Genomic DNA, 25108 nt, shown 5'->3' with positions numbered 1-25108 from the left:
GCCGGCACCGAAAACGTATAAATTTTTAGGGTTTGTGCCTGCTGGCTGTCCGCGCGGCGGCGGTCAGGCCAGGGCCACCTGCTGCCAGTCTTTCATGCGGGCGCGGAACCAGCTGCGCTGACGCTTGGCAAACCGCCGGGTGGCGATGGCCGCGCGTTCTTCTGCCTCAGTCAGCGAAATCCGGCCCTGGCCGTAGGCCATCAATTCCGGAACCCCGATCGCCTTGCAGGACGGCAGGGCGGGGTCATAGCGGTCCTGCATCGCGCCGATCTCAGCCATGGCGCCTTGATCCAGCATCTGGCCAAAGCGCTTGCGGATGCGGGCCTCCAGCCAGGATTTCTCTGAGTTCAGCACCAATGCAGTGCAGCCGGACAGCGGCAGCGCCGGGGCGGGGGTGTCATCCTGCCAGCCGGCCAGCGGGCGGCCGGTGGCCTTCAGCACTTCCCAGGCGCGCTGCACCCTGGCCCGGTTCTGCAGATCGATGCGGGAGGCGGTCTTGGGGTCCAGCTCTGCCAGCAGCGCCTCAAGGGGCAAGCTGTCGCCCTTGGCGCGGACCTCGGGCGGGGTGGCAGGAATGTCCGCCATGCCTTCGGTCAGGGCGGTGAAGTAAAGGCCAGTGCCGCCGGTGATGATCACCCGTTCGGGCCCTTTCAGCAGCTCCAGCACTTCGCGCAGCCAATGGCCGGCGGAATAATCCGCATCATAGGGCAGGTGCCCGTAGAGCGCGTGAGGCGCCTGCGCTTCTTCCTCAGCCGAGGGTCGGGCGGTGATTACCCGCCAGCAATCATAGACCTGGCTGGCATCGGCATTGACGATGATGCCGCCCTGCCGCGCGGCAATCTCCAGCGCCAGCGCGGACTTTCCCGAAGCGGTGGGGCCGGCAATCAGCACAGGCAAATCCGGGTTGATGTCAGGCAGGTTCATTCAGGCGTGTTCCGTCTCTTAAGTCCAGTTCCGCAAAACTGTGCGGAAAGCGCGCTGCGCGGATTGAAACCGGCGGCGATTTGCTTCATTTTGCGCGCAAACTAACCCTCACATCTTCTGGAGCGCAACATGCCTCAACCGCAAGACAAGCCGGAGCTGCATCCGGCCGCCGCCTATAAACGCGTCATGCTGAAAATTTCGGGCGAGGCATTGATGGGCGATCAGGGGTTCGGCCTGCATCCGCCGACCGTGCAGCGCATCGCCCGCGAAGTGAAATCGGTGCAGGAGATGGGCGTTGAGATTTGCATGGTGATCGGCGGCGGCAATATCTTCCGCGGTCTGTCCGGGTCCGCCCAGGGCATGGAACGGACCACCGCTGATTACATGGGGATGCTGGCAACCGTGATGAATGCGCTTGGCATGCAGTCGGCGCTGGAAGAACTGGGGGTTTTCACCCGGGTGATCTCGGCGATCCGCATGGATGAGGTGGCCGAACCCTATATCCGCCGCCGCGCCGTGCGCCACCTGGAGAAAAAGCGGGTTTGCATCTTCGCGGCGGGCACCGGCAACCCGTATTTCACCACCGACACTGCCGCCACCCTGCGGGCCAATGAAATGGCCTGCGAGGCGATCTTTATGGGCAAGAACGGGGTTGATGGCGTTTATGACAAAGACCCCAAGGAACATGCCGATGCCGTCCGTTATGACGAGATCAGCTATGACGAAGTCTTTGCCAAACGGCTGAAGGTGATGGATGCCTCGGCCATTGCGCTGGCGCGTGACAACAATCTGCCGTTGATCGTGTTCCCGCTGGATGAGCCGGGCGGCTTCCGCGGCATCCTGGCCGGCAAAGGCACCTATACCAAGGTTCACGGCTAAGCCCTGATCAGGGGTTGAGGAAAGACGCGGGCCCATTGCAGCCCGCGTTTTTTTGTGTCTGGCCGGGGCGGATCCCTTGGCGAGGCAGGGCAATTCCGTGAAATCACCGGAATGCAGACTAAATTTCCTGGATGACAGGGGAGACCGGCAAGGGGCAATATGCAATCCCGGCGGCGGCAAATCCTGGCCGACATCGCTATACATCAGCCTTCCAATGGCTTATGAGCCAAGGGAAGACCGCCTCAGATAAGGGGAGAGAGCAGAATGTCTGATGATTTTGAACTGGATACCGACGACCTGAAGCGCCGTATGGACGGTGCCATGGCCAACCTGCGGACCGAATTCGCGTCCTTGCGCACCGGCCGGGCCTCTGGCTCGATGCTGGAGCCGGTGATGGTGGATGCCTATGGCTCGATGACGCCGATCAACCAGGTCGGCACCGTGAACGTGCCCGAACCGCGTATGGTCACCATCAACGTCTGGGACAAGGGCCTGGTCGGCAAGGTCGAAAAGGCAATCCGCGAATCCGGGCTGGGGATCAACCCGCAGCTTAATGGCACCATCATCATGCTGCCGATTCCGGAGCTGAACGAGGAACGCCGCCGCGAGCTGACCAAAGTTGCCGGGCAGTATGCCGAACATGGCCGGGTTTCGATCCGCAACGTGCGCCGCGACGGCATGGATCAGATCAAGAAGGCCAAGGCCGACGGCATGTCGGAAGACGATCAAAAGTTCTGGGAAGCCGAAGTGCAGGAGCTGACCGACAAGATGATCAAGGCCGTGGATGAGGCGCTTGAGACCAAGCAAGCCGAAATCATGCAGGTCTGACCGGCAGTATGCCAGGAGATGCAAATCCGCAATTGAGCGCCGCCGGAGAGTCTCCGGCGGTCCGTTCCGGCCCGCGCCATGTGGCCATCATCATGGACGGCAATGGCCGCTGGGCGCAGGCCCGCGGGCGGCCGCGGCTGTTCGGCCACCATGCTGGCGCACGCCGGGTGCGTGAAGTTGTCGAGTGCTGCCCAAGTCTGGGCGTGAAATACCTGACTATCTTTGCCTTTTCGACCGAGAACTGGAAACGCACCCAGACCGAGGTCGCAGGCCTGATGAGCCTGTTCCGGCGTTACATTTCCAAGGAAATGAACGCTTTGGCCGAAAAAGATGTCCGGGTGCGCTTTATCGGCGACCGGGTTCGGCTGGATGCCAAGCTGATCGACCTGATGGACAAGCTGGAACAGAAGACCGAAGGCAACGACGGCACCCAGCTGACAATTGCGCTGAACTACGGCGGCCGTGACGAGGTTGCCCGCGCCACCAAACGGCTGGCGCAGGATGTGGCGGATGGCCGGCTTGATCCCGCCAAAGTCGATGAAGAAACCCTGCCGCGGTATCTGGACACCCATGTGCTGCCGGATCCGGATCTGGTGATCCGCACCAGCGGCGAGGCGCGGATCTCGAACTTTCTGCTCTGGCAATCGGCCTATGCGGAGTATGAGTTCATCGACACGCTGTGGCCGGATTTCTCCGGCGAGGAGCTGGCGAGGCTTTGCAACAGCTATGGCAGCCGCGACCGCCGGTTCGGGGCCGTCAAAACATGAGTGCCGCCAAGGGCCGCTGGGCGGACCTGCTGCCGCGGGCCTTGTCTGCTGTGGTGATGGTGGCCGCGGGCGGATATGCCGTGTGGGCCGGCGGGCTGGTGTTCGATGTGCTGATTGCCCTGTGCAGCGGCGGCATGGTGTGGGAACTGGTGCGGATGCTTCAGCCTGCGCGCAGCGGCACTGCGCTGCAGCTTGGTGCAATCTCTGCCGTTGCCGTACTGCTGGCGTCGTTCCTGCCGGTGCTTTGGGTGCTGCCGGTCTTGGCGGCCCCTGTGGCGGCAGGGTTCGGCCAGATCAGCGAACGGCGGCAGTATTTCACCGGCTTTGCCTTGTGGGTTCTGCTGGCGGGTTTCGGCTTTATCTGGCTGCGCGGCCAGATGGGTGTGGCCTGGATGCTGTGGCTGATCGGCATTGTGGTGGCAACTGATATCGCGGGCTACTTTGCCGGCAAGGCGATCGGCGGGCCAAAGTTCTGGCCGCGTGTCAGCCCCAAGAAAACCTGGAGCGGCACCGCGGCGGGCTGGCTGGCAGCTGCTGTCGTGGGTGCGGGTTTTGCCGGGCAGATGGGGCTGGGCTATGGCATTGTGGTGCTGTCGGTGCTGCTGTCGATGGCCAGCCAGGCGGGTGACGTGGCCGAAAGCGCACTGAAGCGGAAGATGGGCGTCAAGGATTCCAGCGGGTTGATTCCCGGCCATGGCGGGCTGTTCGACCGGTTCGACGGGATGCTGGGGGCTGCGGCGATGTTCCTGGCCGTGACCGCCCTCTGGGGATAACCAGACAGGAAAAACTATGCGGAAAGTCTCGATTTTCGGCGCGACGGGCTCGATTGGCCAGAACACCATCGATCTGATCCGCCGCGCGCCGGACGCTTATGATGTTGTGGCGCTGACCGGCGGCGCCAATATCGCCCAGCTGGCCGAAGACGCTGTTGCGCTGCGGGCTGATGTTGCTGTGACTGCTTATGACAACCGCCTGCCGGATCTGCGCGCGGCGCTGGCAGGGACCGGCGTCGAGGCCGCAGCAGGGCAGGCGGCGCTGGTTGAGGCTGCTGCACGGCCTGCCGATTGGATCATGTCGGCCATTGTGGGCGCGGCTGGTCTGGCTCCGGGGTTGGAGGCGCTGAAACACGGCACCACCCTGGCGCTGGCCAACAAGGAATCGCTGGTTTGCGCCGGCCGGTTGCTGCTGGAGACAGCAGCGGCGCACGGCGCCCGGCTGCTGCCGGTGGACAGCGAGCATTCGGCGGTGTTCCAGGGGCTGGCGGGCGAAGACATCGGTGCAGTTGAGCGGATCATCATCACCGCGTCCGGCGGTGCATTCCGCGACTGGCCGCTGGAAGAGCTGCCAGCTGCAAGCCTGGCACAGGCGTCCTCGCATCCCAATTGGGACATGGGGCAGCGGATCACCATCGACAGCGCGTCCATGTTCAATAAAGCACTGGAAGTTATTGAAACCCGGGAATACTTCGGTGTCCGGCCTGAACAGATCGAGGTGCTGGTGCATCCCGAATCGCTGGTCCATGCGTTGGTTGGTTTCAAGGACGGTGCGCTGATGGCGCATCTGGGCGCGCCAGACATGCGCCACGCCATCGGATACGCGCTGCATTGGCCGGAACGCCAGGAACTGCCGGTGGAGCGGCTGGATCTGGCCCGCATCGGCCAACTCAATTTCCGCGCACCGGACCCGGCCCGCTATCCGGCGCTGCGCCTGGCCTATGATGTGATGGCCCGCGGGGGCATGATGGGCGCAGCCTTTAACGGCGCCAAGGAACAGGCGCTGGATGACTTCATCGCAGGCCGCATCCGGTTCACTGATATGGCGGCCGTCACCGAGACCGCGTTGGAGCGCATGTCAGCGGAACGTGACCTCATTGATGCCGCAATGACACTTGATAACGTGACCCGGGTCGACCATCTCGCCCGGCAACAGGCGGCACGCGCCGCAGAAGAACGCATAGGGTAGATCTTTGGACGTACTTGCTTTTGTTCCGCAGTTTGGCGGTTTTCTTTATACGATTGCCAGTTTTGTCATCGCCTTGTCGGTGATTGTGGCAGTGCATGAATACGGCCACTACATTGTTGGCCGCTGGTCGGGAATCCATGCCGAGGTGTTCTCGCTGGGGTTTGGCCCGGTGCTGTGGAGCCGGGTGGACAAACACGGCACCCGCTGGCAGGTCGCAGCGCTGCCGTTTGGCGGTTATGTGAAATTTCTTGGTGATGCTGATGCGGCCTCGGGCAAGGATGCCGGTGCTATGGAAGCCGCCGCAGACGATCCGGCAGCCCTGCGCCGCACCATGCATGGCGCGCCGTTGTGGGCCCGGACCGCAACTGTGGCTGCAGGCCCGGTGTTCAACTTTGTGATGTCGGCGATCATCTTTACCGCTGTTGCCATGTCCCAAGGCATCATGCGCGACCCGCTGACCATTGGCGCGCTGGCGCCGCTGCCGGGTGTCGAAAGCGGGCTGCAGCAGGGGGATGAGCTGATCGCAGCAGGCGGAATTGCGGTGCCAAGCTATACCGATCCCGATGCCTGGGACGCCTTCCGCGAGGCCCTGCCGCAAGAGCAGCCGCTGGACTATCAAGTGCGCCGCGACGGTACTGAAATCAGCGTTAGCGGACCGTATCTTTATCCGCCCTATGTGCGCGGTGTGGTGCCGCGCAGCGCTGCGGCGGATGCAGGATTGCAGCCGGAAGACGTGATCCTGGCGATGAATGGCGCGCCGGTTGTGTCCTTTGACCAGCTCAAGACGCACGTTGAGGCCGCGGACGGCAAAGTGCTGGTGCTGGACGTCTGGCGGGACGGCCAGCAGGTCGAAATGGCTCTGGCGCCGCGCCGCACCGACGAGCCGCAGCCGGATGGCGGTTTTGCCACCCGCTGGCGGATCGGCATTATTGGCGGCCTGGCTTTTGAACCGGCAACAGAATCCGCAGGCTTCGGCACCTCTTTCGCGGCGGGCACTTATCAGGTTTGGGCTGTGGTGGAGACCTCGTTGTCGGGGCTGAAGCATATGATCACCGGCGCCATCAGCACCTGCAACCTGTCCGGGCCGATCGGCATTGCCGAAACTTCGGGCGCGATGGCCAGCCAGGGGGCCGAGAGCTTTATCCGCTTCATTGCGGTGCTGTCGACGGCTGTGGGCCTGCTGAACCTGTTCCCGGTGCCTGCGCTGGATGGCGGCCATCTGATGTTCTATGCCTACGAGGCCGTGGCAGGCCGTCCGCCCAGCGACCGGGCGGTGCGGGTGCTGATGTCGCTTGGCATTGCCATTGTGCTGTCGCTGATGGTGTTTGCGCTTGGCAATGATTTGTTCTGCTGAGAAGCCTGCCTCGACACGATGACTTCGGGCGGCCATTTTGCCGCCCAAGTGCTGCCACATTCTCCCGTTAACTTTTTATCAATCCGCAGATTGTGCCAGATAGGTGCATTGCGGACTGGTGGACGATAACTGGGGGACAAATGATGCAGACACTCTCGCAATCTTACCATGGCCTGGGCCTGTTGGTCCTGTTGAATTGGGACCGTGCGCTGACGGGTTTTGCCGTCCTCGGCGCATTGACCGCAGGCGCCTGGCTCGCCACGTTGTGATTCCTGCAACCGGCGCGCAAGCCCGCCGTGCCGGTTGCTGCCAGAATGCGCTTTGTTGGTTTTGACAAGCGCTTTCAAACCCGGTACGCACATCCCAAAGCTGCTATAATAATCGGGTTTTGAAAAATGGTTTGGGGGAAAGTCGCAGGCAAGTCCTGTGGTGAGCGTAAGTCGGGCATCAACATCTTGTACCGTAAAGTTTCGGCTATTTCTCTGGCGGTTGCGCTGGGTTATGCATTGTCTCCGCTGCCGGCCGAGGCGCAAAGCTTCCGCTTCAATACGGTTCAGGTCGAGGGCAATCAGCGGATCCAGACGTCCACTGTTGTTGCCTACACCGGGATCGAACGGGGGCAGACAGTCAGTGCGGGCGAGTTGAACGACGCCTATCAGCGCATCCTTGACAGTGGCGTATTTGAAACAGTGGAATTGGTGCCGCGCGGCAACACGCTGGTGATCAAAGTCACCGAATTCCCGACCATCAATCAGATCAGCTTTGAGGGCAACCGCCGTCTCAAGGATGATTCCCTGGACCAGATTATCGAATCTGCGCCGCGCCGGGTGTTCAGCCCCTCGCAGGCCGAGCGCGACGCCGCCGCAATTGCCGAGGCGTACAGCGTTCAAGGCCGTCTGGCGTCGCGCGTGACCCCGCGGATTATCCGCCGCAACAACAACCGCGTCGACCTGGTGTTCGAGATTTCCGAAGGCGACACCATCGAGGTGGAGCGCGTCTCCTTCACCGGCAACCGGGTTTATTCCGACCGCCGTCTGCGCCGGATCCTACAGACCAAACAGGCTGGATTTCTGCGCGCATTCATCAACTCGGACACGTTGATCGAGGACCGGCTGGAATTCGACAAGCAGGTGCTGCGCGATTTTTACCTGTCTCGCGGTTACGTGGATTTCAGGATCAACAGCTCCAACGCTGAAGTCACCCGCGAGCGGGATGCGGTCTTCCTGGTGGTCGATGTGACCGAGGGCCAGCAATTCAAGTTCGGCAACATTTCGGTGACCAGCGAAATGCCGGAAGCGGATGCCGACCTGTTCAGCTCCACGCTGAAGATCAAGCCCGGTGTGGTCTATTCCCCGACATTGGTCGAGAATGCAATCGACCGGATGGAAGGGCAGGCTGTCCGCAATGAGATCGATTTTCTGCGGGTCGAGCCGCGGGTCACCCGCAATGAGCGGGATCTGACCCTGGATATTGAGTTCGTATTGCGCCGCGGTCCGCGGGTGTTTGTCGAGCGTATCGATATCGAAGGCAATACCACCACGCTGGACCGGGTGATCCGTCAGCAATTCCGCTCGGTGGAAGGCGACCCCTTCAATCCGCGGTCCATCCGCAACAGCGCAGAGCGTATCCGGGCGCTTGGTTTCTTTGCCAACGCCGATGTAGAAACCCGTGAGGGCAGCTCGTCCGATCAGGTGATTATCGACGTCGACGTCGAGGAACAGCCAACCGGGTCGCTGAACCTTGGCGGTGCATACTCGGTCACGGATGGTTTCGGGGTCAGCGTCGGCCTGACCGAGAACAACTTCCTGGGCCGCGGCCAGCGGCTGTCTTTCAATGTCGCCACGGCGACGGAATCGGATTCCTATGTTCTGGGCTTTACCGAGCCTTACCTTTTGGGCCGGGATTTGCGGTTCGATTTGGACCTGGGGCTGAATGAAACCGACTCCAGCTTCTCGGAATACCGCACCAAACGGATCTTCTTCCAGCCTGCACTGACGTTCAGCACAGGTGAGGATACGTCGCTGCAAGTCCGCTATACGTGGGATGCGGACGAGATGCTGTTCACTGATGGCGAGGATGACGACACGACCTCCTTCCTGGCCAGCCCGGTTATCCGCAATGAAATCGCGCAGGGTGAGCGTTCGGCCAGTGCCATCGGTTTCACCTACCGCTATGACAGCCGTTTGACCGGCCTGGATCCGACTGCGGGCTTCCTGGTTGAAATCGGGGCCGACTATGCCGGCTTGGGCGGAGATTCTGAATACTTCAAGACCACAACCAAGATTGTGGCGCAGAAACAGATTCTGAACGAGGAAGTCACGATCCGTGCGACCTTGGAGGCGGGTGCGTTCCAATGGGAGGGCAGCGGTTCCAGCCGCTCGATCGACCGGTTTGTGCTGACCCCATCGGTTATGCGCGGATTCGAACCCGGCGGTATCGGTCCGCGGGACCAGTCCAGTGGTGCGCCAGGCAACAGCAGCTACAATGATTTTCTAGGTGGCAACTACTATGCCGTGGCCCGCTTTGATGCGGAATTCCCGCTGGGCTTGCCTGAGGAACTGGGGATGCGTGGCGCCCTGTTCTATGATGTTGGCAGCCTTTGGGGAACGCAGAACGTGGACAGATCCCTCCCCGCAGGCGGAAATGCAACTGTGGTAGGAGGCAGCAGATCGTTCCGCCACGTCGTCGGCGTTTCCCTGCTGTGGACCACCGGGATCGGCCCGCTGCGCTTCAACTTCTCCAAAGCCCTCCAGAAAGAGGACTTTGACCAGGAACAGAGTTTCGACCTGACCTTGCAGGCGCGGTTCTGATCTGGTGCGGCGGCCTGCGCCCAGTTATTGGGCAGCGCTTGGTCTAGCCATAGCGCTGTCCGGGTCCGGGACGGTGCCGGCCCTAGCCCAGGAGCCGGCTTCACCACCCCCCAATGCGGGCGCGGAATTCCAACTGGGGCTGCCGCAAAGCGGTATCCTCACCATCCAGCCTGACCGGCTGTTTTCCGAAAGCGCCTTTGGCAAGCGGGTGGAGCGCGAGATTGAGGCCGAGGGCGCGGTGCTCACTGCGGAAAACCGCCGCATCGAGGCTGAACTGCGCGCCGAGGAGCTGGAGCTGACCGAACGCCGCAGCGACATGGCGCCGAACGCCTTCCGTGCCCTGGCCGATGCTTTTGATCAGAAGGTGCAGGAAACCCGGCGCCGCCAGGACCAGAAGCTGCGTGAAATCAACCAGATGGGCGAGGAAGCCCGGCGGGAATTCATCGCCGCCTCACTGCCGGTGCTGCAGCAGATCATGCGGGAGTCCGGCGCAGGGGCGATTCTGGATCATGCTTCGGTCTTTCTGAGCGCCAATGCCGCTGATATCACCAGTCTGGCAATCGGCCGGATAGACGAGGTTCTTGGCGATGGCGCGGCAGATGAGGACGGCGATCGCTGAGCGTGCGAACTTGCCCAAGTGCCCTCTGCTTGCTAGGGACGGCACAGCACAATTGACGAAAATGGGAAACCACGCATGACCACCGAGCTGCAAAATGCTGACATTCAACTGATCCAGCGGATCCTGCCGCACCGTTACCCGTTCCTGCTGGTCGACAAGGTGGTTGATATCGACAGCTACAAATCGGCGCGCGGCATCAAGAATGTCACGATGAACGAGCCGCACTTCCAGGGCCATTTCCCGGGAACGCCGATCATGCCGGGTGTCACCATCGTCGAGGCGATGGCGCAGACCGCAGGCGTGATGCTGGGCGTTGGCATGGACATGGTCGATACCGACCTGCTGATCTATTTCATGAATATCGACAAATGCAAATTCCGCCGCAAGGTGGTGCCCGGTGATGTGCTGGAAATGCATGTCGAAACCCTGCGCGGCAAACCGGGCGGCAAGATCTTCAAGTTCCTGGGGCGCGCCACGGTGGACGGTGAAGTGGCCGCAGAAGCCGAATTCACCGCGATGGTTGACCGCCAGGTAGAGGGCGCCTGATATGAGCAGCATCCACCGCAGCGCCATTATCGAAGACGGTGCCAAAATCGGCGAGGGCTGCGAGATCGGTCCGTTCTGCCTGGTTGGACCTGATGTTGTGCTGGGGGACCGGGTTGTTCTGAAATCCCATGTGGTGGTCACAGGCGACACCGAGATCGGCGACGATACCGTCGTCTTTTCGTTTTCGGTGCTGGGCGAGATCCCGCAGGATCTGAAGTTCAAGGGCGAGAAGTGCAAGACCCTGATCGGCAAACGCAACCGCATCCGCGAGCATGTGACGGTGAATGCTGGCACTGAGGGCGGCGGAGGTGTGACCAAGATCGGCGACGACGGCTTGTTCATGGCGGGCTGCCATATCGCCCATGATGCCCAGGTCGGCGACCGGGTGATTGTGGTGAATTCTGCCGCGGTGGCAGGCCATTGCGTGCTGGAGGATGACGTGATCATCGGCGGTCTGTCGGGCATCCATCAATGGGTGCGCATCGGCCGCGGCGCCATCATCGGCGCAGTCACCATGGTGACTAATGATGTGATCCCCTACGGGTTGGTGCAGGCGCAACGGGGCGAGCTGGACGGGTTGAACCTGGTCGGGCTCAAACGCCGCGGCGTCGCCCGCAGCGACATCACCGCTTTGCGTGCGGCGTTTCAGATGCTGGCCCAGGGCGAAGGCACCTTTCAGGAGCGCGCCAAGCGGCTGGGGGACGAGAGCGACAGCGAATACGTGCAGCGGATCGTCGCTTTCATCACCGGCGGCAGCGACCGCTCTTTCCTGACACCGGGGGGCTGAGACCATGCTGGCAGTGATTGCAGGCACCGGTGAACTGCCGGCTGAAGTTGTATCCCGTGTTGCCGGCCGGCCGCTGATCTGTGCGATGGCAGGGTCCGAACCGGACGCGGTGGATGCGGAAGTGACTTTCCGGTTTGAACAGCTGGGATCCTTTCTGGAACGCTTGAAGGCCGCAGATGTGACCGAGATCTGCATGGCGGGCGCGGTGCGCCGTCCCAATATCGACCCTTCGGCCATCGATGCCGCGACGATGCCGCTGGTTCCGGTGCTGCAGGCGGCGCTGGCTGCTGGCGATGACGGGGCTTTGCGGGCGATCATTGGCATTTTCGAACAGGCTGGGTTCACTGTCCGCGCCGCGCATGAGGTAGCGCCGGATCTGCTGATGGCAGAGGGTGTGCCGACCAAGGTCCAGCCGGGCGAGCTGGACAAGGCAGATGCTGTACGGGGCGCTGAAATTGTCGCCGCCATGTGTGCGGCTGATATCGGCCAGTCCTGTGCAGTGCGCAAGCAGCAGGCCATTGCGGTCGAGAACATCTTTGGCACCGACTGGATGCTGGCCTCGCTGCTGCAGCGTCCGGACGGGCAGGGCGGTTTGCTGTTCAAGGCGCCGAAACCGGCACAGGACCGCCGTGCTGACCTCCCCACCATTGGTGCCGGGACAGTGGAAGCCGCGGCAAAGGCCGGATTGTCCGGCATCGCACTGGAAGCAGGCGGCGTGATCGTACTGGATCAGGAGGCGGTGATTTCGGCCTGTGACCGGCTGGGCCTGTTCCTGTGGCTGCGCAAGGGATGAGCCTGCGGGTGTTCATTCTGGCGGGAGAGCCTTCGGGCGACCGGCTGGGCGGGGCGCTGATGGCGGGTTTGAAGCAGCTGGAACCGGACGTCGGTTTCGACGGCATCGGCGGTGCGCTGATGGCTGAGCAGGGGCTGGTCTCACGGTTTCCGATGGATGAGCTCTCGGTGATGGGGCTGGCCGAGGTGCTGCCCAAATACCGCCATCTGAAACGCCGGATCCGGGAAACTGCCGATGCGGTTCTGGAAACCAAGCCGGATGTGCTGATCACCATCGACAGCCCGGATTTCTCGCTGCGGGTGGCGCGGCTGGTCAAAGAGCAAAGCAATATCCGCACAGTTCATTACGTGGCGCCCTCGGTTTGGGCCTGGCGGCCCAAACGGGCAGGCAAAATGGCTGAGGTCATCGACCATGTGCTGGCGTTGCTGCCGTTTGAGCCGCCGCTTATGGAAAAGGCCGGGATGGCTTGCGACTTTGCCGGCCACCCGGTGGTCGCCGAGCCGCAGGCCACGCGTGATGAGGTTGCTGCGTTCCGGCAGCAATTTGGTCTGGGAAATGCGCCCTTTGTGCTGGCGCTGCCAGGCTCGCGGCGCTCTGAGATATCGCGGCTGGCGCTGGACTTCGGGGCTGCCTTGAAACACTTCCTGGAGACACATCCGGACTATAAGGTGGTCGTTCCTGCCGCCGCGCCGGTTGCAGGGCTGGTGCAGGAGACCTTGCAGAGCTGGCCTGCGGGCACCGTCCTGATTGACCCGAACAAATTCGAGCCAGCCACGGCAAGGGCCCACAAACGCGCCGCCTTTGCGGCAGCGGATCTGGCACTGGCCGCCTCTGGCACAGTATCGCTGGAACTGGCCGCCGCGGCCACGCCGATGGTGATTGCCTACAAGTTCCAATGGCTGACCTGGCAGATCATGAAACGCATGGCGCTGATCGACACCGTGACGCTGGTCAACCTGGTGAGCGATACCCGCGTGGTGCCGGAATGCCTGGGGCCAGAGTGCACACCGGACAATATAGCTGCCCGGCTGGCTGCGGTTTCAGCCGACCCTGGCGCGCAAATGGGTGCCATGGACGTGACCATGCAACGTCTTGGCAAGGGCGGTGAAGAGCCTGGCCTGCGTGCCGCCCGCGCGGTCCTGGACCGTTTGCCCATCCGATAGGGCAGGAGCGCGCCGGAGGCAGATGCCTCCGCCGCGCGGCTTTTGGTAGCGCGGGCGCTGCGCACCCGCGCGGAGCGCGCCGCCCGGGCAGCGCAGAACATGTGCGGATTGGCAAGATGACTCGGCGGATTTAGTTTTGCCGGGAACCGCTCGGGCGCAAATGCGCCCTTAGCGTTGACTCAATTTTGATCTGGAAACCTGCGTTTCCCTGACCCGGCGCAACCGTCCAATGGCGCGCCTCAGTAGCCGCGCCAGATCCAGCCGCCGCCAAAGATGCGGGAGCCTTCGCTGGCGTAGAACACGCAGGCCTGGCCGGGAGAGACGCCTTCCTCCGGGGTCAGCAGCTCGACCTCGGCGGTTGTTTCGCTCAGAGGACGGATGATCGCCTCGCGCGGGGGGCGGGTGGAGCGGACTCTGACCTTCACATGCCATTCATCCTGCGAGGTGAACGCCGTGTCGCCCAGCCAGTTGATTTCGCGCACCGGGATGGTGCGGGTGGCCAGCAGCTCCTTGGCGCCGACAACAACCTGTTTCTTGTCCACATCAAGCCTCACCACATACAGCGGTTCGCTGAGGCCGCCGATGCCCAGGCCGCGGCGCTGGCCGATGGTGTAATGCAGCACCCCGTCGTGGCGGCCTAGCACCCGGCCGTCGGAATGAACGATATCGCCCGGTTCCGCAGCACCGGGGCGCAGTTTTTCGATCACCCCGGCATAGTTTCCGTCCGGCACAAAACAGATGTCCTGACTGTCAGGCTTGTCCGCTACCGCCAGCCCGTATTGCGCTGCCATCTTGCGCGTTGCGTCCTTGGAGGGCAGATGGCCCAGCGGAAAGCGCAGGTAATCCAGCTGTTCCGGCGTCGTTGAGAACAGGAAGTAGCTCTGGTCGCGGTTTGCATCCTCGGCGCTGTGCAGCTCTGCCCCGTTTGCCCCCATCATGCGCTGGATGTAATGGCCGGTGGCCATGCAGTCGGCCTCCAGATCCTTGGCGGTTTCCAGCAGGTCCTTAAACTTCACCCGCTCGTTGCAGCGGATGCAAGGCACCGGGGTTGCACCGGCCAGATAGCTGTCTGCGAACTCGTCAATCACCGCATCCTTAAAAATGTTCTCATAATCCAGGACGTAATGCGGAAAGCCGCGCTCCTCGGCCACGCGCCGCGCGTCGTGGATATCGATGCCCGCACAGCAGGCGCCTTTTTTGGCCAGCGCCGCGCCGTGATCATAGAGCTGCAGCGTCACGCCGACCACGTCATAGCCCTGATCGGCCAAGTATGCAGCGACAACAGAGCTGTCGACGCCGCCTGACATGGCCACCACCACCCGGGTTTCCGAGGGCGGTTTGGCAAAGCCGAGCGAGTTTAGGTTTGAGTCGTGGTCCAGCGCCATGGGGCAGCTCCTGAAGGCAAGGGGGCAGGCGCCGCAGAATATAGGAAAATCCTACAGACTCTCAAGGGCCGTGGTTCACGTGCCGTTAAGCCTGATCGGAAATTCTTGTGCCAGACCTCAACGAAAAAGATCTTCGAGGGAAGAAAGATGTTTTTGAAGAAAGTTGACGGGCCGCGCGCCGTCACCCTGCCGGATGGCACCATCATGACCCGGGCGGACCTGCCGCCGACAACCACCAGGCGCTGGGTTGCCTCGCGCAAGGCTGCGGTGGTGCGCGGTGTTCTGTACGGGCTGCTGCCTCAGAAGGAGGCCATGCAGCGTTACGGGCTGAGTGAGGAAGAGTTCCGAAGCTGGGTTGCAGCGGTTGCAGACCATGGCGAAGAGGCCCTGAAAACCACGCGTCTCAAGAAATTCCGCAGCCCTGACGCAAAATAAACAGGCCCGCCCTTGAGTTGCATTTGTAAATTAACCATCATGGTAACGAGGCATTAACTTTTTTCCACCAAGGTTAACGCGACCTGAGGGAAACAGTGTACAGGCGGAGAAAATAATATGCGCATTCTGCTGGTTGAGGATGATCCGACCACGGCCAAAAGCATCGAACTGATGCTGACCCATGCCAACCTGAACGTCTACTCGACGGATTTGGGGGAAGAAGGGATCGATCTGGCTAAACTTTACGACTACGACCTGATCCTGCTGGATCTGGGGCTGCCCGATATGAACGGCCACGAGGTCCTGCGCCAGCTGCGCATGTCCCGTATCGAAACGCCGATTCTGATACTGTCCGGTGCCGATGATACCGACAATAAGATCAAGGGCTTCGGCTTTGGCGCGGATGACTATCTGACCAAACCTTTCCACCGTGAGGAACTGGTGGCGCGGATCCATGCGATCATCCGCCGTTCCAAGGGGCATTCGCAATCCATTATCAAGACCGGCAAGATTGCGGTCAACCTGGATGCCAAAACGGTTGAGACCGATGGCAAGGCGGTGCATCTGACCGGCAAGGAATACCAGATGCTGGAGCTTCTGTCGCTGCGCAAGGGCACCACGCTGACCAAGGAGATGTTCCTGAACCATCTTTATGGCGGCATGGATGAGCCTGAACTGAAGATCATTGATGTTTTCATCTGCAAGTTGCGTAAGAAGCTTAGCAATGCAACAGGCGGCGAGAATTACATCGAAACTGTCTGGGGGCGCGGTTATGTGCTGCGTGATCCGCAGGAAGACCACCTGTCAGGCGGCCAGCGGCTGGCTGTCGGCGCCTGAAAGGATGATCACCCGGTCGGCACATGACCATGTGCCGCCGGTTGCAAGGACCTGCCGGCTGGCGGGTCTTTTTGCTTTTTGCAGCTTGTTGCTGACGGTCTGATGGATGCGCTGGACGCGGCTGGCGCCGCACCTTATCACGAAAGGAAAGAACGAAGAGGGACCGCGCGTGGCAGAGAAAACAGAAAAAGACGTGTCAAACCTGACGGCTGAAGACGCGCAGGCTGAGTTTCTGGCACTGGAAGAAAATCTTCGGGCGGCGGATCTGGCCTATCATCAGGCCGACGCGCCTGAGATCAGCGATGCCGAGTATGATTCGCTGAAACGCCGTTACCGGACCTTGGCAGAGGCCTTTCCTGAACTGGCTGAGACAGCGGCCCGGCTGGACGCTGTTGGCGCGCCCGCGGCATCTGGCTTTGGCAAGATCACCCATTCGGTGCGGATGCTGTCGCTGGGCAACGCGTTTGAGGATGAAGACGTCGCCGATTTCGACCGCAGCATCCGCAAATACCTGGGCCTCACGCCTTTTGATGGATTGTCTTTTACCGCCGAACCCAAGATCGACGGGCTATCGCTGTCATTGCGCTATGAACAGGGCGTTCTGATCCAGGCGGCAACGCGCGGCGATGGCAGCATTGGTGAAAATGTGACCGCAAACGCCCGAACCATTGCCGACATTCCGCAGCAGCTGGACGGCGCGCCGGAGGTGCTGGAAGTGCGCGGAGAAGTCTACATGAGTCATGCGGATTTCGAGGCGCTGAATGCCCGGCACGAAGAACGCGGCGGCAAGATTTTTGCCAATCCGCGCAACGCCGCCGCAGGGTCGCTGCGGCAGCTGGATGCGGAAATCACCCGGGCCCGGCCTTTGCGGTTCTTTGCCTACAGCTGGGGTGAGCTGAGTGAACCCCTGGCAGAAACGCAGATGGAGGCAATTGCGCGGCTGCGCTCCCTGGGGTTTCAAACAAACCCGCTGACCCGGTTGTGCCCAACTCTTGAAGAGATGATTAGCCACTACCGCAGCATCGAAGAACAGCGCGCAACGCTTGGCTATGACATTGATGGCGTTGTGTATAAGGTCAATGATCTGGCCTTGCAGGGGCGGCTGGGCTTCCGCTCGACCACGCCCCGCTGGGCGATCGCGCATAAATTTCCGGCGGAACTCGCCTGGACCCGGCTGGAGGCCATCGACATTCAAGTCGGCCGTACCGGCGCGCTGAGCCCGGTTGCCCGTCTAACCCCTGTGACCGTTGGCGGTGTGGTGGTGTCGAATGCGACGCTGCACAACGAGGACTACATCCAGGGCCGCGACTCTAAGGGCGCGGAGATCCGGGCGGGCAAAGACATCCGCATCGGTGATTGGGTGCAAATTTACCGGGCCGGCGATGTGATCCCGAAAGTGGCTGATGTGGATCTGACCAAGCGGCCTGCGGATGCCGCGCCCTATCAGTTCCCGCAGACTTGCCCGGAATGCGCCAGCCCGGCTGTGCGCGAAGAAGGCGACGCCGTGCGGCGCTGTTCCGGCGGCCTGATCTGCCCGGCGCAGGCGGTGGAAAAGCTGAAGCACTTTGTGTCCCGCGCGGCCTTTGACATTGAGGGTCTGGGCGCCAAACAGGTGGAGCAGTTTCATTCAGATGAGTGGGTGAAAGAACCCGCGGATATCTTTGATTTGCAAGAAAATTATGGATCCGGACTCCAGCAGTTGAAGAACCGCGAAGGGTGGGGCGAAAAATCTGCGGATAACCTGTTTGCTGCGATTTCTGAAAAACGCACCATACCGATGGCCAAACTGATCTTTGCCCTGGGCATCCGCCACGCGGGCGAAGTTGCCGGCCGCGATCTGGCGTTGCATTACCGGGATTGGTACGCGATGGCGGAGGCGGTTGACGCCGCGCGACCCGCCGCGCTGGCGCACCGGGCAGCGGATGAGGCTGAGGAGGCTGAACGCCTGGCAGCCTCGCAGGAAGGCCGCCGTGCCCGCATCAAGGACGCCCGCGACGCGGCGATTATCGCTTGCGGTGTTCCAGCCGAAGCCGCCTCTGCTTGGGCGGACCTTATCGGTGTGGATGGGATTGGCGCAGTGCTGGGCCTGTCCCTGTCAGACGCCTTTGCCAACCCCGAAGAACGCGCGGCCATTGACCGGCTGGTGGCCAAGCTGACCATTGTGCCGCCGGATGCACCGGCAGCAGACAGCCCGGTGGCGGGCAAGACCGTGGTCTTCACCGGCACGCTGGAAAAGATGACCCGCGCCGAAGCCAAGGCGCGGGCTGAAGCTTTGGGTGCCAAAGTGTCCGGCTCGGTGTCCCAAAAGACCGACATACTGGTGGCCGGGCCGGGCGCGGGGTCCAAGGCCAAGAAGGCGGCTGATCTGGGCATCCGGACAATGGACGAAGATAGCTGGCTGGAGCTGATTGCAGAGGCATGAGCGGACGTCCCGAAATCCTGTTCCCGCTGTTCGCCGGGACCGAAACCTTGCAAGGGGTTGGCCCGAAAACGGCGCAATCTCTCACCCAGGTTGAGGTTGAGACACCGCGTGACTTGCTGTTTTCGCTGCCGTATTCGGTGGTGGACCGGCGGCGGCGCGATACTATCCTTAGGGTGGATCTGCCCGCCGTCGTTACAGTTGAAGTGACCATCGCCAGCCACCGCCCGGCCCGTAATCGGGGCGGTGCCTACCGGATCCATGTGGAGGATGCGGAGACCGAGTTTCAGCTGGTGTTCTTCCATGGCCGCAGCCGCTATCTTGAGGCTCAGCTGCCGGAGGGCGCGCGCCGGGTGGTTTCGGGCAAGCTGGAGCTGTTTGACGGGCTGGCCCAGATGGTTCACCCGGACCACATGCTGCCGGTTGAGGAAGCGCATGAGATCCCGGAGTATGAACCGGTCTACAGCCTGACCCACGGCGTCACCCAGAAGACCATGTATAAGGCGGCGCAAAGCGCGCTGTCGCGGATGCCGGAGCTGGCCGAATGGATCGACCCGGCGCAGATGCTTCGGGAAAACTGGCCCGCTTGGCATGACGCATTGCAAACGGCTCATGCACCGCAGGGTCCCGGTGATTTGGACCCGCAGGCACCGGCGCGGGCGCGGCTGGCATATGACGAGTTGTTTGCCCATCAGCTGACCCTGGCGCTGGCCCGCCAGACCGAACGTAAAATTCGCGGTATTCAAAGCCAGGCCACAGGGCGGCTGCAATCCCGGGTGTTGAAGGCATTGCCGTACCGGCCGACCAGCGCGCAAGCCCGCGCAATCGCGGAAATTTCGGCAGATATGGCGACGGACAAACGGATGAACCGGCTTTTGCAGGGCGATGTGGGTTCTGGCAAAACCTTGGTTGCTTTCATGGCCTTGCTGGTCGCTGTTGAAGCAGGCGGGCAGGGGGTGATGATGGCTCCCACGGGCATTCTGGCGCAGCAGCATATGGAAGGGCTTGCACCGCTGGCCGAGGACGCCGGTGTGGTGATTGAGATCCTTACCGGGCGCGACAAAGGCGCGGAGCGCAAGGCCAAACTGGCGGCGCTGAAATGCGGTGACATTCACATCCTGGTAGGTACCCACGCGGTGTTCCAGCAGGATGTGGAATTCCGCGATCTGCGGCTGGCCATTGTCGATGAACAGCACCGCTTTGGGGTGCGCCAGCGGATGGAGCTTGCGGAGAAGGGCAAGGGCGCGGATGTACTGGTAATGACCGCCACGCCGATCCCGCGCTCGCTGGCGCTGGCACAATATGGCGACATGGATGTTTCGGTGCTGGATGAGAAACCGCCGGGGCGCAAGCCGGTCAAGACCGCCGTGATCAGCACCGAGCGGATGCAGGAAGTGGTCGATCATCTGCGCAAGGCAATCAGTGAGGGACGTCAGTGTTACTGGGTCTGCCCGCTGGTCGACGAGTCTGAGCTAAGCGACCTGACCGCGGCGGAGGAACGGTTCAAGCATCTGCGGGCCATTCTGGGTGAGGGCACTGTGGGGCTGGTGCATGGCCAGATGCCGCCTGCGGACAAGGATGCGGCCATGGCCGCCTTTCAGGAGGGCAGAACCAAGGTTCTGGTGGCAACCACGGTGATCGAGGTGGGGGTGAACGTGCCGAACGCCTCGATCATGGTGATTGAGCGGGCCGAGATTTTCGGCCTTGCGCAGCTGCACCAGCTGCGCGGCAGGGTGGGGCGCGGCAGTGCCCAGTCAACCTGCCTATTGATGTACCAGCCTCCGCTGACCGAGGGCGGGCGCAAACGGCTGGAAGTCTTACGCGAAACCGAAGACGGCTTTCGGATTTCTGAAACCGATCTGCAGATGCGCGGCGCGGGCGACATGATCGGCACCGCGCAATCCGGCCTGCCGCGGTTCCGTATTGCCGATTTGGAACGCCAGGCCGGGCTGATGGCGGTGGCGCAAAGCGACGCGCGGGCGCTGCTGGCCGCCGATCCCAAACTGGACAGCCCCCGCGGCAAGGCTGCGCGTGTTCTACTGTGGGTGATGAAGCAGGATCAGGCAATCCGTTTGATTACAGTGGGTTAACGCGCATTTCAAAGCGTGTTCTCTGGCAGTGTTCCAATCTGTTCGCAAATGTTCTCAAAAAGTTCTTTACAGGCGTTCTTGAAAATGAGAACAAAGGAGCAACAAACTTGCCAGAGAGCGAAGAGACTGACCGGAGGAGGCCCGAGCCATGATTACACAGATCAAAACCACCATGCAGAACGCCCATTCGACCCTGCTGGAGGACGCCATCGGCGCGGCCTCGCTGATGGTGATGCTGGTGGCGGCGTTGCATCTTCCAGGGCTGTTCTGATCCGCTTTTCCCATTCCTGATTGCATCTGCTGTGCCGGGCCGGCCCTTTCCTGTCCCGGACTGCCCGAGGGATCAACCGCCTGTCCCGATCCCCAACTTGGATTGCCTCAATATCCAGCCTGGCCGACCCGGGTCCCGCACAGCAGAGCATGACTGCCGCCGCCATCCTGCCCGGATGCGCGGCGGTTTTTTTGTTTGAGGGGAGAGTGATCACACAGCGTAATGATTTGCACAGGTGCTGGTCGCGTTTCGATATTTTGGGCTAGCTGTGCAGGGCCGTAAAAGGCCGCGTCAGGCGCAGCGCTCCTTGGCGGCGGTCTGCATGGCTTCCAGCGTTGCCTCCAGCGCCAGCATGATCGAGGCGTGGCGGTTCTTGAACTCGCGCGCAGGCTGCAGCACTTCCAATCCGTCAAACGGCGCGTCCGGCACCGGGCCGTTCTGGGTCAGCATCGCCTTCAGCTGGTCGCGGGCGGTCTCAACCTCTTCCAGCGAGCGGCCAATGACATGGGCACCCACCACTGCCGCCGAGGCCTGTCCTAGCGCGCAAGCCTTTACGTCCTGGCCGAAATCCGCGATTCTCCCGTCTTCCACAGAAACATCGACGGTCACGGCAGAGCCGCAAAGCGGCGAGCGTTTCTTGACTGTGGCGCTGGGGGATTCAAGCCTGTTGAGATGCGGAATATCCGTGGCCAGCGCCAGAATCCGTGTGGAGTACAGTTTGATCAGATCACTTTCGCCAGCCATGTCTTTCCCGGGCTTTCCCTGCTTGGTTCTTCCCCATACATAGGGAGCCGAACAGCAGATGCAAAAGGTTTTTATCCATGACTATTGCCGCGTCCTTTGATCCCGCCAGCCTGGTGTACAATGATGCCGGGCTGATCCCTTGCATTGCGCAGGATGAGGCTTCGGGCGAGGTTTTGATGATGGCCTGGATGAACGCCGATGCGGTGGCGCGCACGCTGGAGACCAGGCACGTGACCTATTGGTCGCGGTCGCGCCAGGCATTTTGGGTGAAGGGGGAAACCTCGGGCCACGTGCAGGAACTGATAGACCTGCGGTTGGATTGCGACCGGGATTGCCTGCTGGCGCTGGTGCGTCAGACCGGGGCGGCCTGCCATACCAACCGGCGGACCTGTTTTTACACTGCGGTGCGGGGCGGTGAAGAGATTGAGCTGATGAAGCCGATGGGCTGAACAAGGATACGGCCCTGGCGGGCCGTGCCTCCGGCGGGATATTTTTAGCCAGAAGAAGCGGGCAGGCCGGCCAATTCGCGGATGTCCTGCGGGGTAGCCCCCTCGGCGCGGTATTTGGCGATGGCGCGGGCGTCATCACGTTTGGCAAGGCGCTTGCCATGCGCATCGCGGATCAGGCAGTGGTGGTGGTAGATTGGAATCGGTAATCCGAGCAGGCTTTGCAACAGCACGTGGATCTGTGTGGCCTCAAAAAGATCCGCACCGCGTACTGCATGTGTGATGCCTTGATCCGCGTCATCCACAACGACGGACAGATGGTAGGATGTGCCCATATTCCGGCGCACCAGGATGATGTCGCCAACGGTCATGATCAATTGTTCCGGGTCCAGCGGATGGATGCCTTCGAACTCCGGGCTGGTTTCCGTGAAGCTGCGTAAATCAGCTGCCTGGACGGCTTTCATCATGTTCAACCGGATCACGTCCTTGTCCGTGGCCTCGGATGCCGGGCGCGCGCGGCAGGTGCCTGAGTAGATGCGCCCGTCGGGGCCGAATTGCGGAACCCCTTCTTGAGGGGCGCCTGCGGCGGTCTCGATATCGGCACGGTTGCAGCGGCAAGGATAAGTCAGGCCCATCACTGTCAATTGGTCCAGTGCGGCGCGATAACGGGGCAGGCGGTCCGACTGGCGCATTACCGGCTCCGGCCATGTCAGGCCGAGCCACTCCAGATCCTCAAAAATCTGCGCCTCCCATTCGGGGCGCGCGCGGGATTGGTCGATATCTTCGATACGCAGCAGAAAGCTGCCGCCTTCCGCTATCGCCATATCATGCGCCAGGATGGCGGAATAGGCGTGGCCCAGATGCAGCGGTCCGGTTGGAGATGGCGCAAATCGGGTGGTGAATGTCACGCTTTTTCAATTACATATACGGTGGACTTCAAGTTGATTCCAGGGAGGTGGTCGCCGTGCTCCCGGAATAACAGCCGGGCGGCCGAACAGTCCAGCCATTCATTGAGTTTGCCGGTATAGGCCCGGTCTTCCAGCGCGTGATCATTGTAGGAAAAAGCAAACAGCCCGCCGCGCGGCAAGGCATGCAGGATCATGTCGAATACCGCTGGCGGGGCTGCGCCAGTGCCCAGAACTCCGCAGCCGGTGATCTGGCGGTAGGCGCCTTGCGGGATCGGCTTGCTGTCCATGACATCAATCTGTGTCAAGGTGCGGTAGACGCCCTTGCTGCGGGCCTGGGTGAGCATTTCGTCAGACGGTTCCATACCATCCACGGTGTCAAACCCTTGCAACCGCAGGGCCAGGCCTGACAGGCCGGTGCCGCAGCCGAAATCGAGAACAGGCACACTCATGTCCGGCTGGAACTTTGCCAAGGCTTCGGCGATACGGCCCGGTGTGGCGTAACCGTTCTCGGCGATCTCGGCGTCATAAGAAGCGGCCCATTGGTTGTAGTGCTCCAGGGTCGCTTCCGGTGTTTCAAGGTCGTAGGCCTTGTCCAGAAACTTTTCGCTCATGCTGCAAGTTTAGGCCCGGCAGCGGCAGTCCGTCTAGGAAAAGTTGCTGAGCCACTCTTGCCAGACATCCTTGGCGCGGTCGGTGTAGGCCTTGTAGCGGTCCTTGCGGCCGCGGCGGCCGCCCTTCAGGCCGTCAACCGGACGGAACAGGCCGAAGTTCACGTTCATCGGCTGAAACGTCTTGGCCTCGGCGCCGCCGGTGATGTGATGGATCAGCGCGCCCATGGCACTGTCCTGCGGAACTTCGGGCAGGTCCTGACCAAGGATTTCCGCAGCAGCCAGCCGGCCTGCCAGCAGTCCCATTGCTGCGCTTTCCACATAGCCCTCGACCCCGGTGATCTGGCCGGCAAAGCGAATGTTGGGTTTTGATTTCAACCGCATCTGCGCATCCAGCAGAGTGGGGGAGTTCAAAAACGTGTTGCGGTGGATGCCGCCAAGGCGGGCAAAGCTGGCGTTCTCCAGCCCGGGGATCATCTTGAAGACGTCTGTCTGGGCGCCGTATTTCATCTTGGTCTGGAAGCCGACGATGTTGAACAGTGTCCCCAGCGCGTTGTCGCGGCGCAGTTGCACCACCGCATGGGCCTTGACGTCAGGCTGATGCGGATTGGTCAGACCCACCGGCTTCATCGGGCCAAAGCGCAGCGTCTCGCGGCCGCGCTCGGCCATTACCTCGATCGGCAGGCAGCCGTCGAAATACCCGGCGGTCTCGCCCTCGTGAAACTCAGTTTTGTCAGCTGACAATAATGCGTCGATAAAGGCTTCGTACTGGTCCTTGTCCATCGGGCAGTTGAGGTAGGCGGTGCGTTCTTCCTCGGTTTCGCCCTTGTCATAGCGCGACTGCATCCAGGCCTGGGACATGTCGATGCTTTCCGCATAGACAATCGGCGCGATGGCATCGAAAAACGCCAGTGCCTCGGCGCCGGTTTCCGCCTGGATTGCCTGCCCCAGTTCCGGTGATGTCAGCGGGCCGGTGGCAAAGATCCAGTGGCCGTCCACAGGCAGTTCGGTGATCTCTTCGTAAGAGACCGACACATTCGGATGCGCCTTCAGCTTAGCCGTCACAGTTTCGGCAAAGGGATCGCGGTCCACCGCCAGCGCACCGCCGGCGGGCAGACGGTGTTTGTCCGCGGTGGCCATGATCAACCCGCCTGCTGCGCGCATTTCCCAATGCAGCAGGCCTACAGCGTTCTGTTCGTCATCATCCGAGCGGAAGGAGTTGGAACAGACCATCTCGCCCAGGTTGCCGGTCTGATGGGCAAAGGTCTCTACCTTGGGGCGCATTTCGTGGATCACCACGGATACGCCCATGTTCGCCGCCTGCCAGGCAGCCTCGGACCCGGCCATGCCGCCGCCCACGATATGCAATGTCTGTGCCGAATGATCTGTCATGCCCGCCACATAGGGCAGGGGGAGGGGTTGCGCAACAGGCTTGGCGGTCGAACCCGTGCCGCAGAGCCGCCGCAAATCGCACAGAATTTGTTGGCTGATTGTGATCTGACCGGGAGGGAGGGAAATTTGGGGCCGCCGCTG

At 61.7% G+C, this 25108-nt stretch carries 25 protein-coding genes; 19 read left to right on the top strand and 6 right to left on the bottom strand.

Annotated elements, in window-relative coordinates; all coding sequences use genetic code 11:
* Positions 1-63: 63 nt before the first annotated feature.
* Positions 64-924, bottom strand: coding sequence for a tRNA (adenosine(37)-N6)-dimethylallyltransferase MiaA (gene miaA / locus K3557_RS09485; RefSeq protein ID WP_259999326.1), 861 nt, complete (start codon positions 922-924; stop codon positions 64-66).
* A gap of 129 nt (positions 925-1053) precedes the next feature.
* Between miaA and pyrH the strand changes: the two genes are divergently transcribed.
* The 13 genes from pyrH to lpxB all read left to right on the top strand — a co-directional run bounded on the left by pyrH (position 1054) and on the right by lpxB (position 13432).
* The gene (gene pyrH, locus K3557_RS09480) at positions 1054-1803 is read left to right on the top strand and encodes a UMP kinase (protein WP_129370696.1); all 750 of its coding nucleotides are present in this window, start codon (positions 1054-1056) and stop codon (positions 1801-1803) included.
* Between the two features lie 264 nt (positions 1804-2067).
* Positions 2068-2631 (top strand): ribosome recycling factor, encoded by a 564-nt coding sequence (frr, locus tag K3557_RS09475; protein ID WP_129370698.1) that lies wholly within the window; start codon positions 2068-2070, stop codon positions 2629-2631.
* Between the two features lie 8 nt (positions 2632-2639).
* On the top strand, positions 2640-3398 hold the full coding sequence (locus tag K3557_RS09470; protein ID WP_129370700.1) for an isoprenyl transferase: 759 nt from the start codon (positions 2640-2642) through the stop codon (positions 3396-3398).
* Positions 3395-4171 (top strand): phosphatidate cytidylyltransferase, encoded by a 777-nt coding sequence (locus K3557_RS09465; RefSeq protein ID WP_259992526.1) that lies wholly within the window; start codon positions 3395-3397, stop codon positions 4169-4171. The genes K3557_RS09470 and K3557_RS09465 overlap by 4 nt, the downstream gene beginning before the upstream one ends.
* 16 nt (positions 4172-4187) lie before the next feature.
* Entirely contained in the window at positions 4188-5360 is a 1173-nt protein-coding gene (gene dxr / locus K3557_RS09460; protein WP_259999324.1) for a 1-deoxy-D-xylulose-5-phosphate reductoisomerase, read from the top strand.
* Between the two features lie 4 nt (positions 5361-5364).
* Positions 5365-6714, top strand: a complete 1350-nt coding sequence (gene rseP, locus K3557_RS09455; protein WP_259999323.1) for an RIP metalloprotease RseP — start codon at positions 5365-5367, stop codon at positions 6712-6714.
* Between the two features lie 143 nt (positions 6715-6857).
* Positions 6858-6983: a hypothetical protein gene (locus tag K3557_RS09450; RefSeq protein WP_259999321.1), complete on the top strand. Its 126-nt coding sequence runs from the start codon at positions 6858-6860 to the stop codon at positions 6981-6983.
* Positions 6984-7109: 126 nt separating this feature from the next.
* Complete coding sequence (gene bamA, locus K3557_RS09445) at positions 7110-9524, top strand: outer membrane protein assembly factor BamA (RefSeq protein ID WP_259999319.1); 2415 nt, start codon at positions 7110-7112, stop codon at positions 9522-9524.
* 73 nt (positions 9525-9597) lie between these two features.
* Complete coding sequence (locus K3557_RS09440) at positions 9598-10143, top strand: OmpH family outer membrane protein (RefSeq protein ID WP_259999317.1); 546 nt, start codon at positions 9598-9600, stop codon at positions 10141-10143.
* A 75-nt stretch (positions 10144-10218) separates the two neighbouring features.
* A complete protein-coding gene (gene fabZ / locus K3557_RS09435; protein WP_129370710.1) occupies positions 10219-10689 on the top strand; it encodes a 3-hydroxyacyl-ACP dehydratase FabZ in 471 nt (156 codons plus the stop codon).
* A gap of 1 nt (position 10690) precedes the next feature.
* Complete coding sequence (gene lpxA, locus K3557_RS09430) at positions 10691-11476, top strand: acyl-ACP--UDP-N-acetylglucosamine O-acyltransferase (RefSeq protein WP_259999314.1); 786 nt, start codon at positions 10691-10693, stop codon at positions 11474-11476.
* A 4-nt stretch (positions 11477-11480) separates the two neighbouring features.
* Positions 11481-12269: an LpxI family protein gene (locus K3557_RS09425; RefSeq protein ID WP_259999313.1), complete on the top strand. Its 789-nt coding sequence runs from the start codon at positions 11481-11483 to the stop codon at positions 12267-12269.
* On the top strand, positions 12266-13432 hold the full coding sequence (gene lpxB / locus K3557_RS09420) for a lipid-A-disaccharide synthase (protein WP_259999593.1): 1167 nt from the start codon (positions 12266-12268) through the stop codon (positions 13430-13432). The genes K3557_RS09425 and lpxB overlap by 4 nt, the downstream gene beginning before the upstream one ends.
* Positions 13433-13671: 239 nt before the next feature.
* Here lpxB and mnmA read toward each other — a convergent pair whose 3' ends face one another.
* Positions 13672-14817, bottom strand: a complete 1146-nt coding sequence (mnmA, locus tag K3557_RS09415) for a tRNA 2-thiouridine(34) synthase MnmA (RefSeq protein ID WP_259992515.1) — start codon at positions 14815-14817, stop codon at positions 13672-13674.
* Positions 14818-14964: 147 nt separating this feature from the next.
* Here mnmA and K3557_RS09410 point away from each other — a divergent pair, with 147 nt between their 5' ends.
* From K3557_RS09410 to K3557_RS09390, 5 genes are all read left to right on the top strand, one after another.
* Positions 14965-15252 (top strand): DUF1153 domain-containing protein, encoded by a 288-nt coding sequence (locus K3557_RS09410; protein ID WP_259999311.1) that lies wholly within the window; start codon positions 14965-14967, stop codon positions 15250-15252.
* Between the two features lie 117 nt (positions 15253-15369).
* A complete protein-coding gene (gene ctrA / locus K3557_RS09405) occupies positions 15370-16089 on the top strand; it encodes a response regulator transcription factor CtrA (RefSeq protein ID WP_259992512.1) in 720 nt (239 codons plus the stop codon).
* Between the two features lie 169 nt (positions 16090-16258).
* Positions 16259-18511, top strand: coding sequence for an NAD-dependent DNA ligase LigA (ligA, locus tag K3557_RS09400; protein ID WP_259999309.1), 2253 nt, complete (start codon positions 16259-16261; stop codon positions 18509-18511).
* Positions 18508-20598, top strand: a complete 2091-nt coding sequence (gene recG, locus K3557_RS09395; RefSeq protein ID WP_259999307.1) for an ATP-dependent DNA helicase RecG — start codon at positions 18508-18510, stop codon at positions 20596-20598. Before ligA ends, recG begins: the two co-directional genes overlap by 4 nt.
* 148 nt (positions 20599-20746) lie before the next feature.
* Positions 20747-20869: a hypothetical protein gene (locus tag K3557_RS09390; protein WP_259992508.1), complete on the top strand. Its 123-nt coding sequence runs from the start codon at positions 20747-20749 to the stop codon at positions 20867-20869.
* A 291-nt stretch (positions 20870-21160) separates the two neighbouring features.
* Here the strand turns inward: K3557_RS09390 and K3557_RS09385 are convergent, their stop codons facing one another.
* On the bottom strand, positions 21161-21613 hold the full coding sequence (locus tag K3557_RS09385) for an iron-sulfur cluster assembly scaffold protein (protein ID WP_259999305.1): 453 nt from the start codon (positions 21611-21613) through the stop codon (positions 21161-21163).
* 77 nt (positions 21614-21690) lie between these two features.
* On the opposite strand from K3557_RS09385, the gene hisI reads away from it, so the two are divergent.
* The gene (gene hisI, locus K3557_RS09380) at positions 21691-22062 is read left to right on the top strand and encodes a phosphoribosyl-AMP cyclohydrolase (protein WP_259999303.1); all 372 of its coding nucleotides are present in this window, start codon (positions 21691-21693) and stop codon (positions 22060-22062) included.
* Positions 22063-22106: 44 nt separating this feature from the next.
* On the opposite strand, the gene gluQRS is transcribed toward hisI, so the two are convergent.
* From gluQRS to trmFO, 3 genes are read right to left on the bottom strand one after another with little or no spacing between them, the layout of a single operon-like run.
* Positions 22107-22967, bottom strand: coding sequence for a tRNA glutamyl-Q(34) synthetase GluQRS (gene gluQRS, locus K3557_RS09375; protein ID WP_259999301.1), 861 nt, complete (start codon positions 22965-22967; stop codon positions 22107-22109).
* Positions 22964-23578, bottom strand: coding sequence for a class I SAM-dependent methyltransferase (locus K3557_RS09370; protein ID WP_259999299.1), 615 nt, complete (start codon positions 23576-23578; stop codon positions 22964-22966). The genes gluQRS and K3557_RS09370 overlap by 4 nt, the downstream gene beginning before the upstream one ends.
* A gap of 33 nt (positions 23579-23611) precedes the next feature.
* Positions 23612-24967, bottom strand: a complete 1356-nt coding sequence (gene trmFO, locus K3557_RS09365; protein ID WP_259999297.1) for a methylenetetrahydrofolate--tRNA-(uracil(54)-C(5))-methyltransferase (FADH(2)-oxidizing) TrmFO — start codon at positions 24965-24967, stop codon at positions 23612-23614.
* Between the last annotated feature and the right edge of the window lie 141 nt (positions 24968-25108).

The sequence above is a fragment of the Leisingera sp. M523 genome, assembly GCF_025141335.1.
Classification (GTDB): domain Bacteria; phylum Pseudomonadota; class Alphaproteobacteria; order Rhodobacterales; family Rhodobacteraceae; genus Leisingera.
This window is presented reverse-complemented; position numbering and strand designations above follow the sequence as displayed.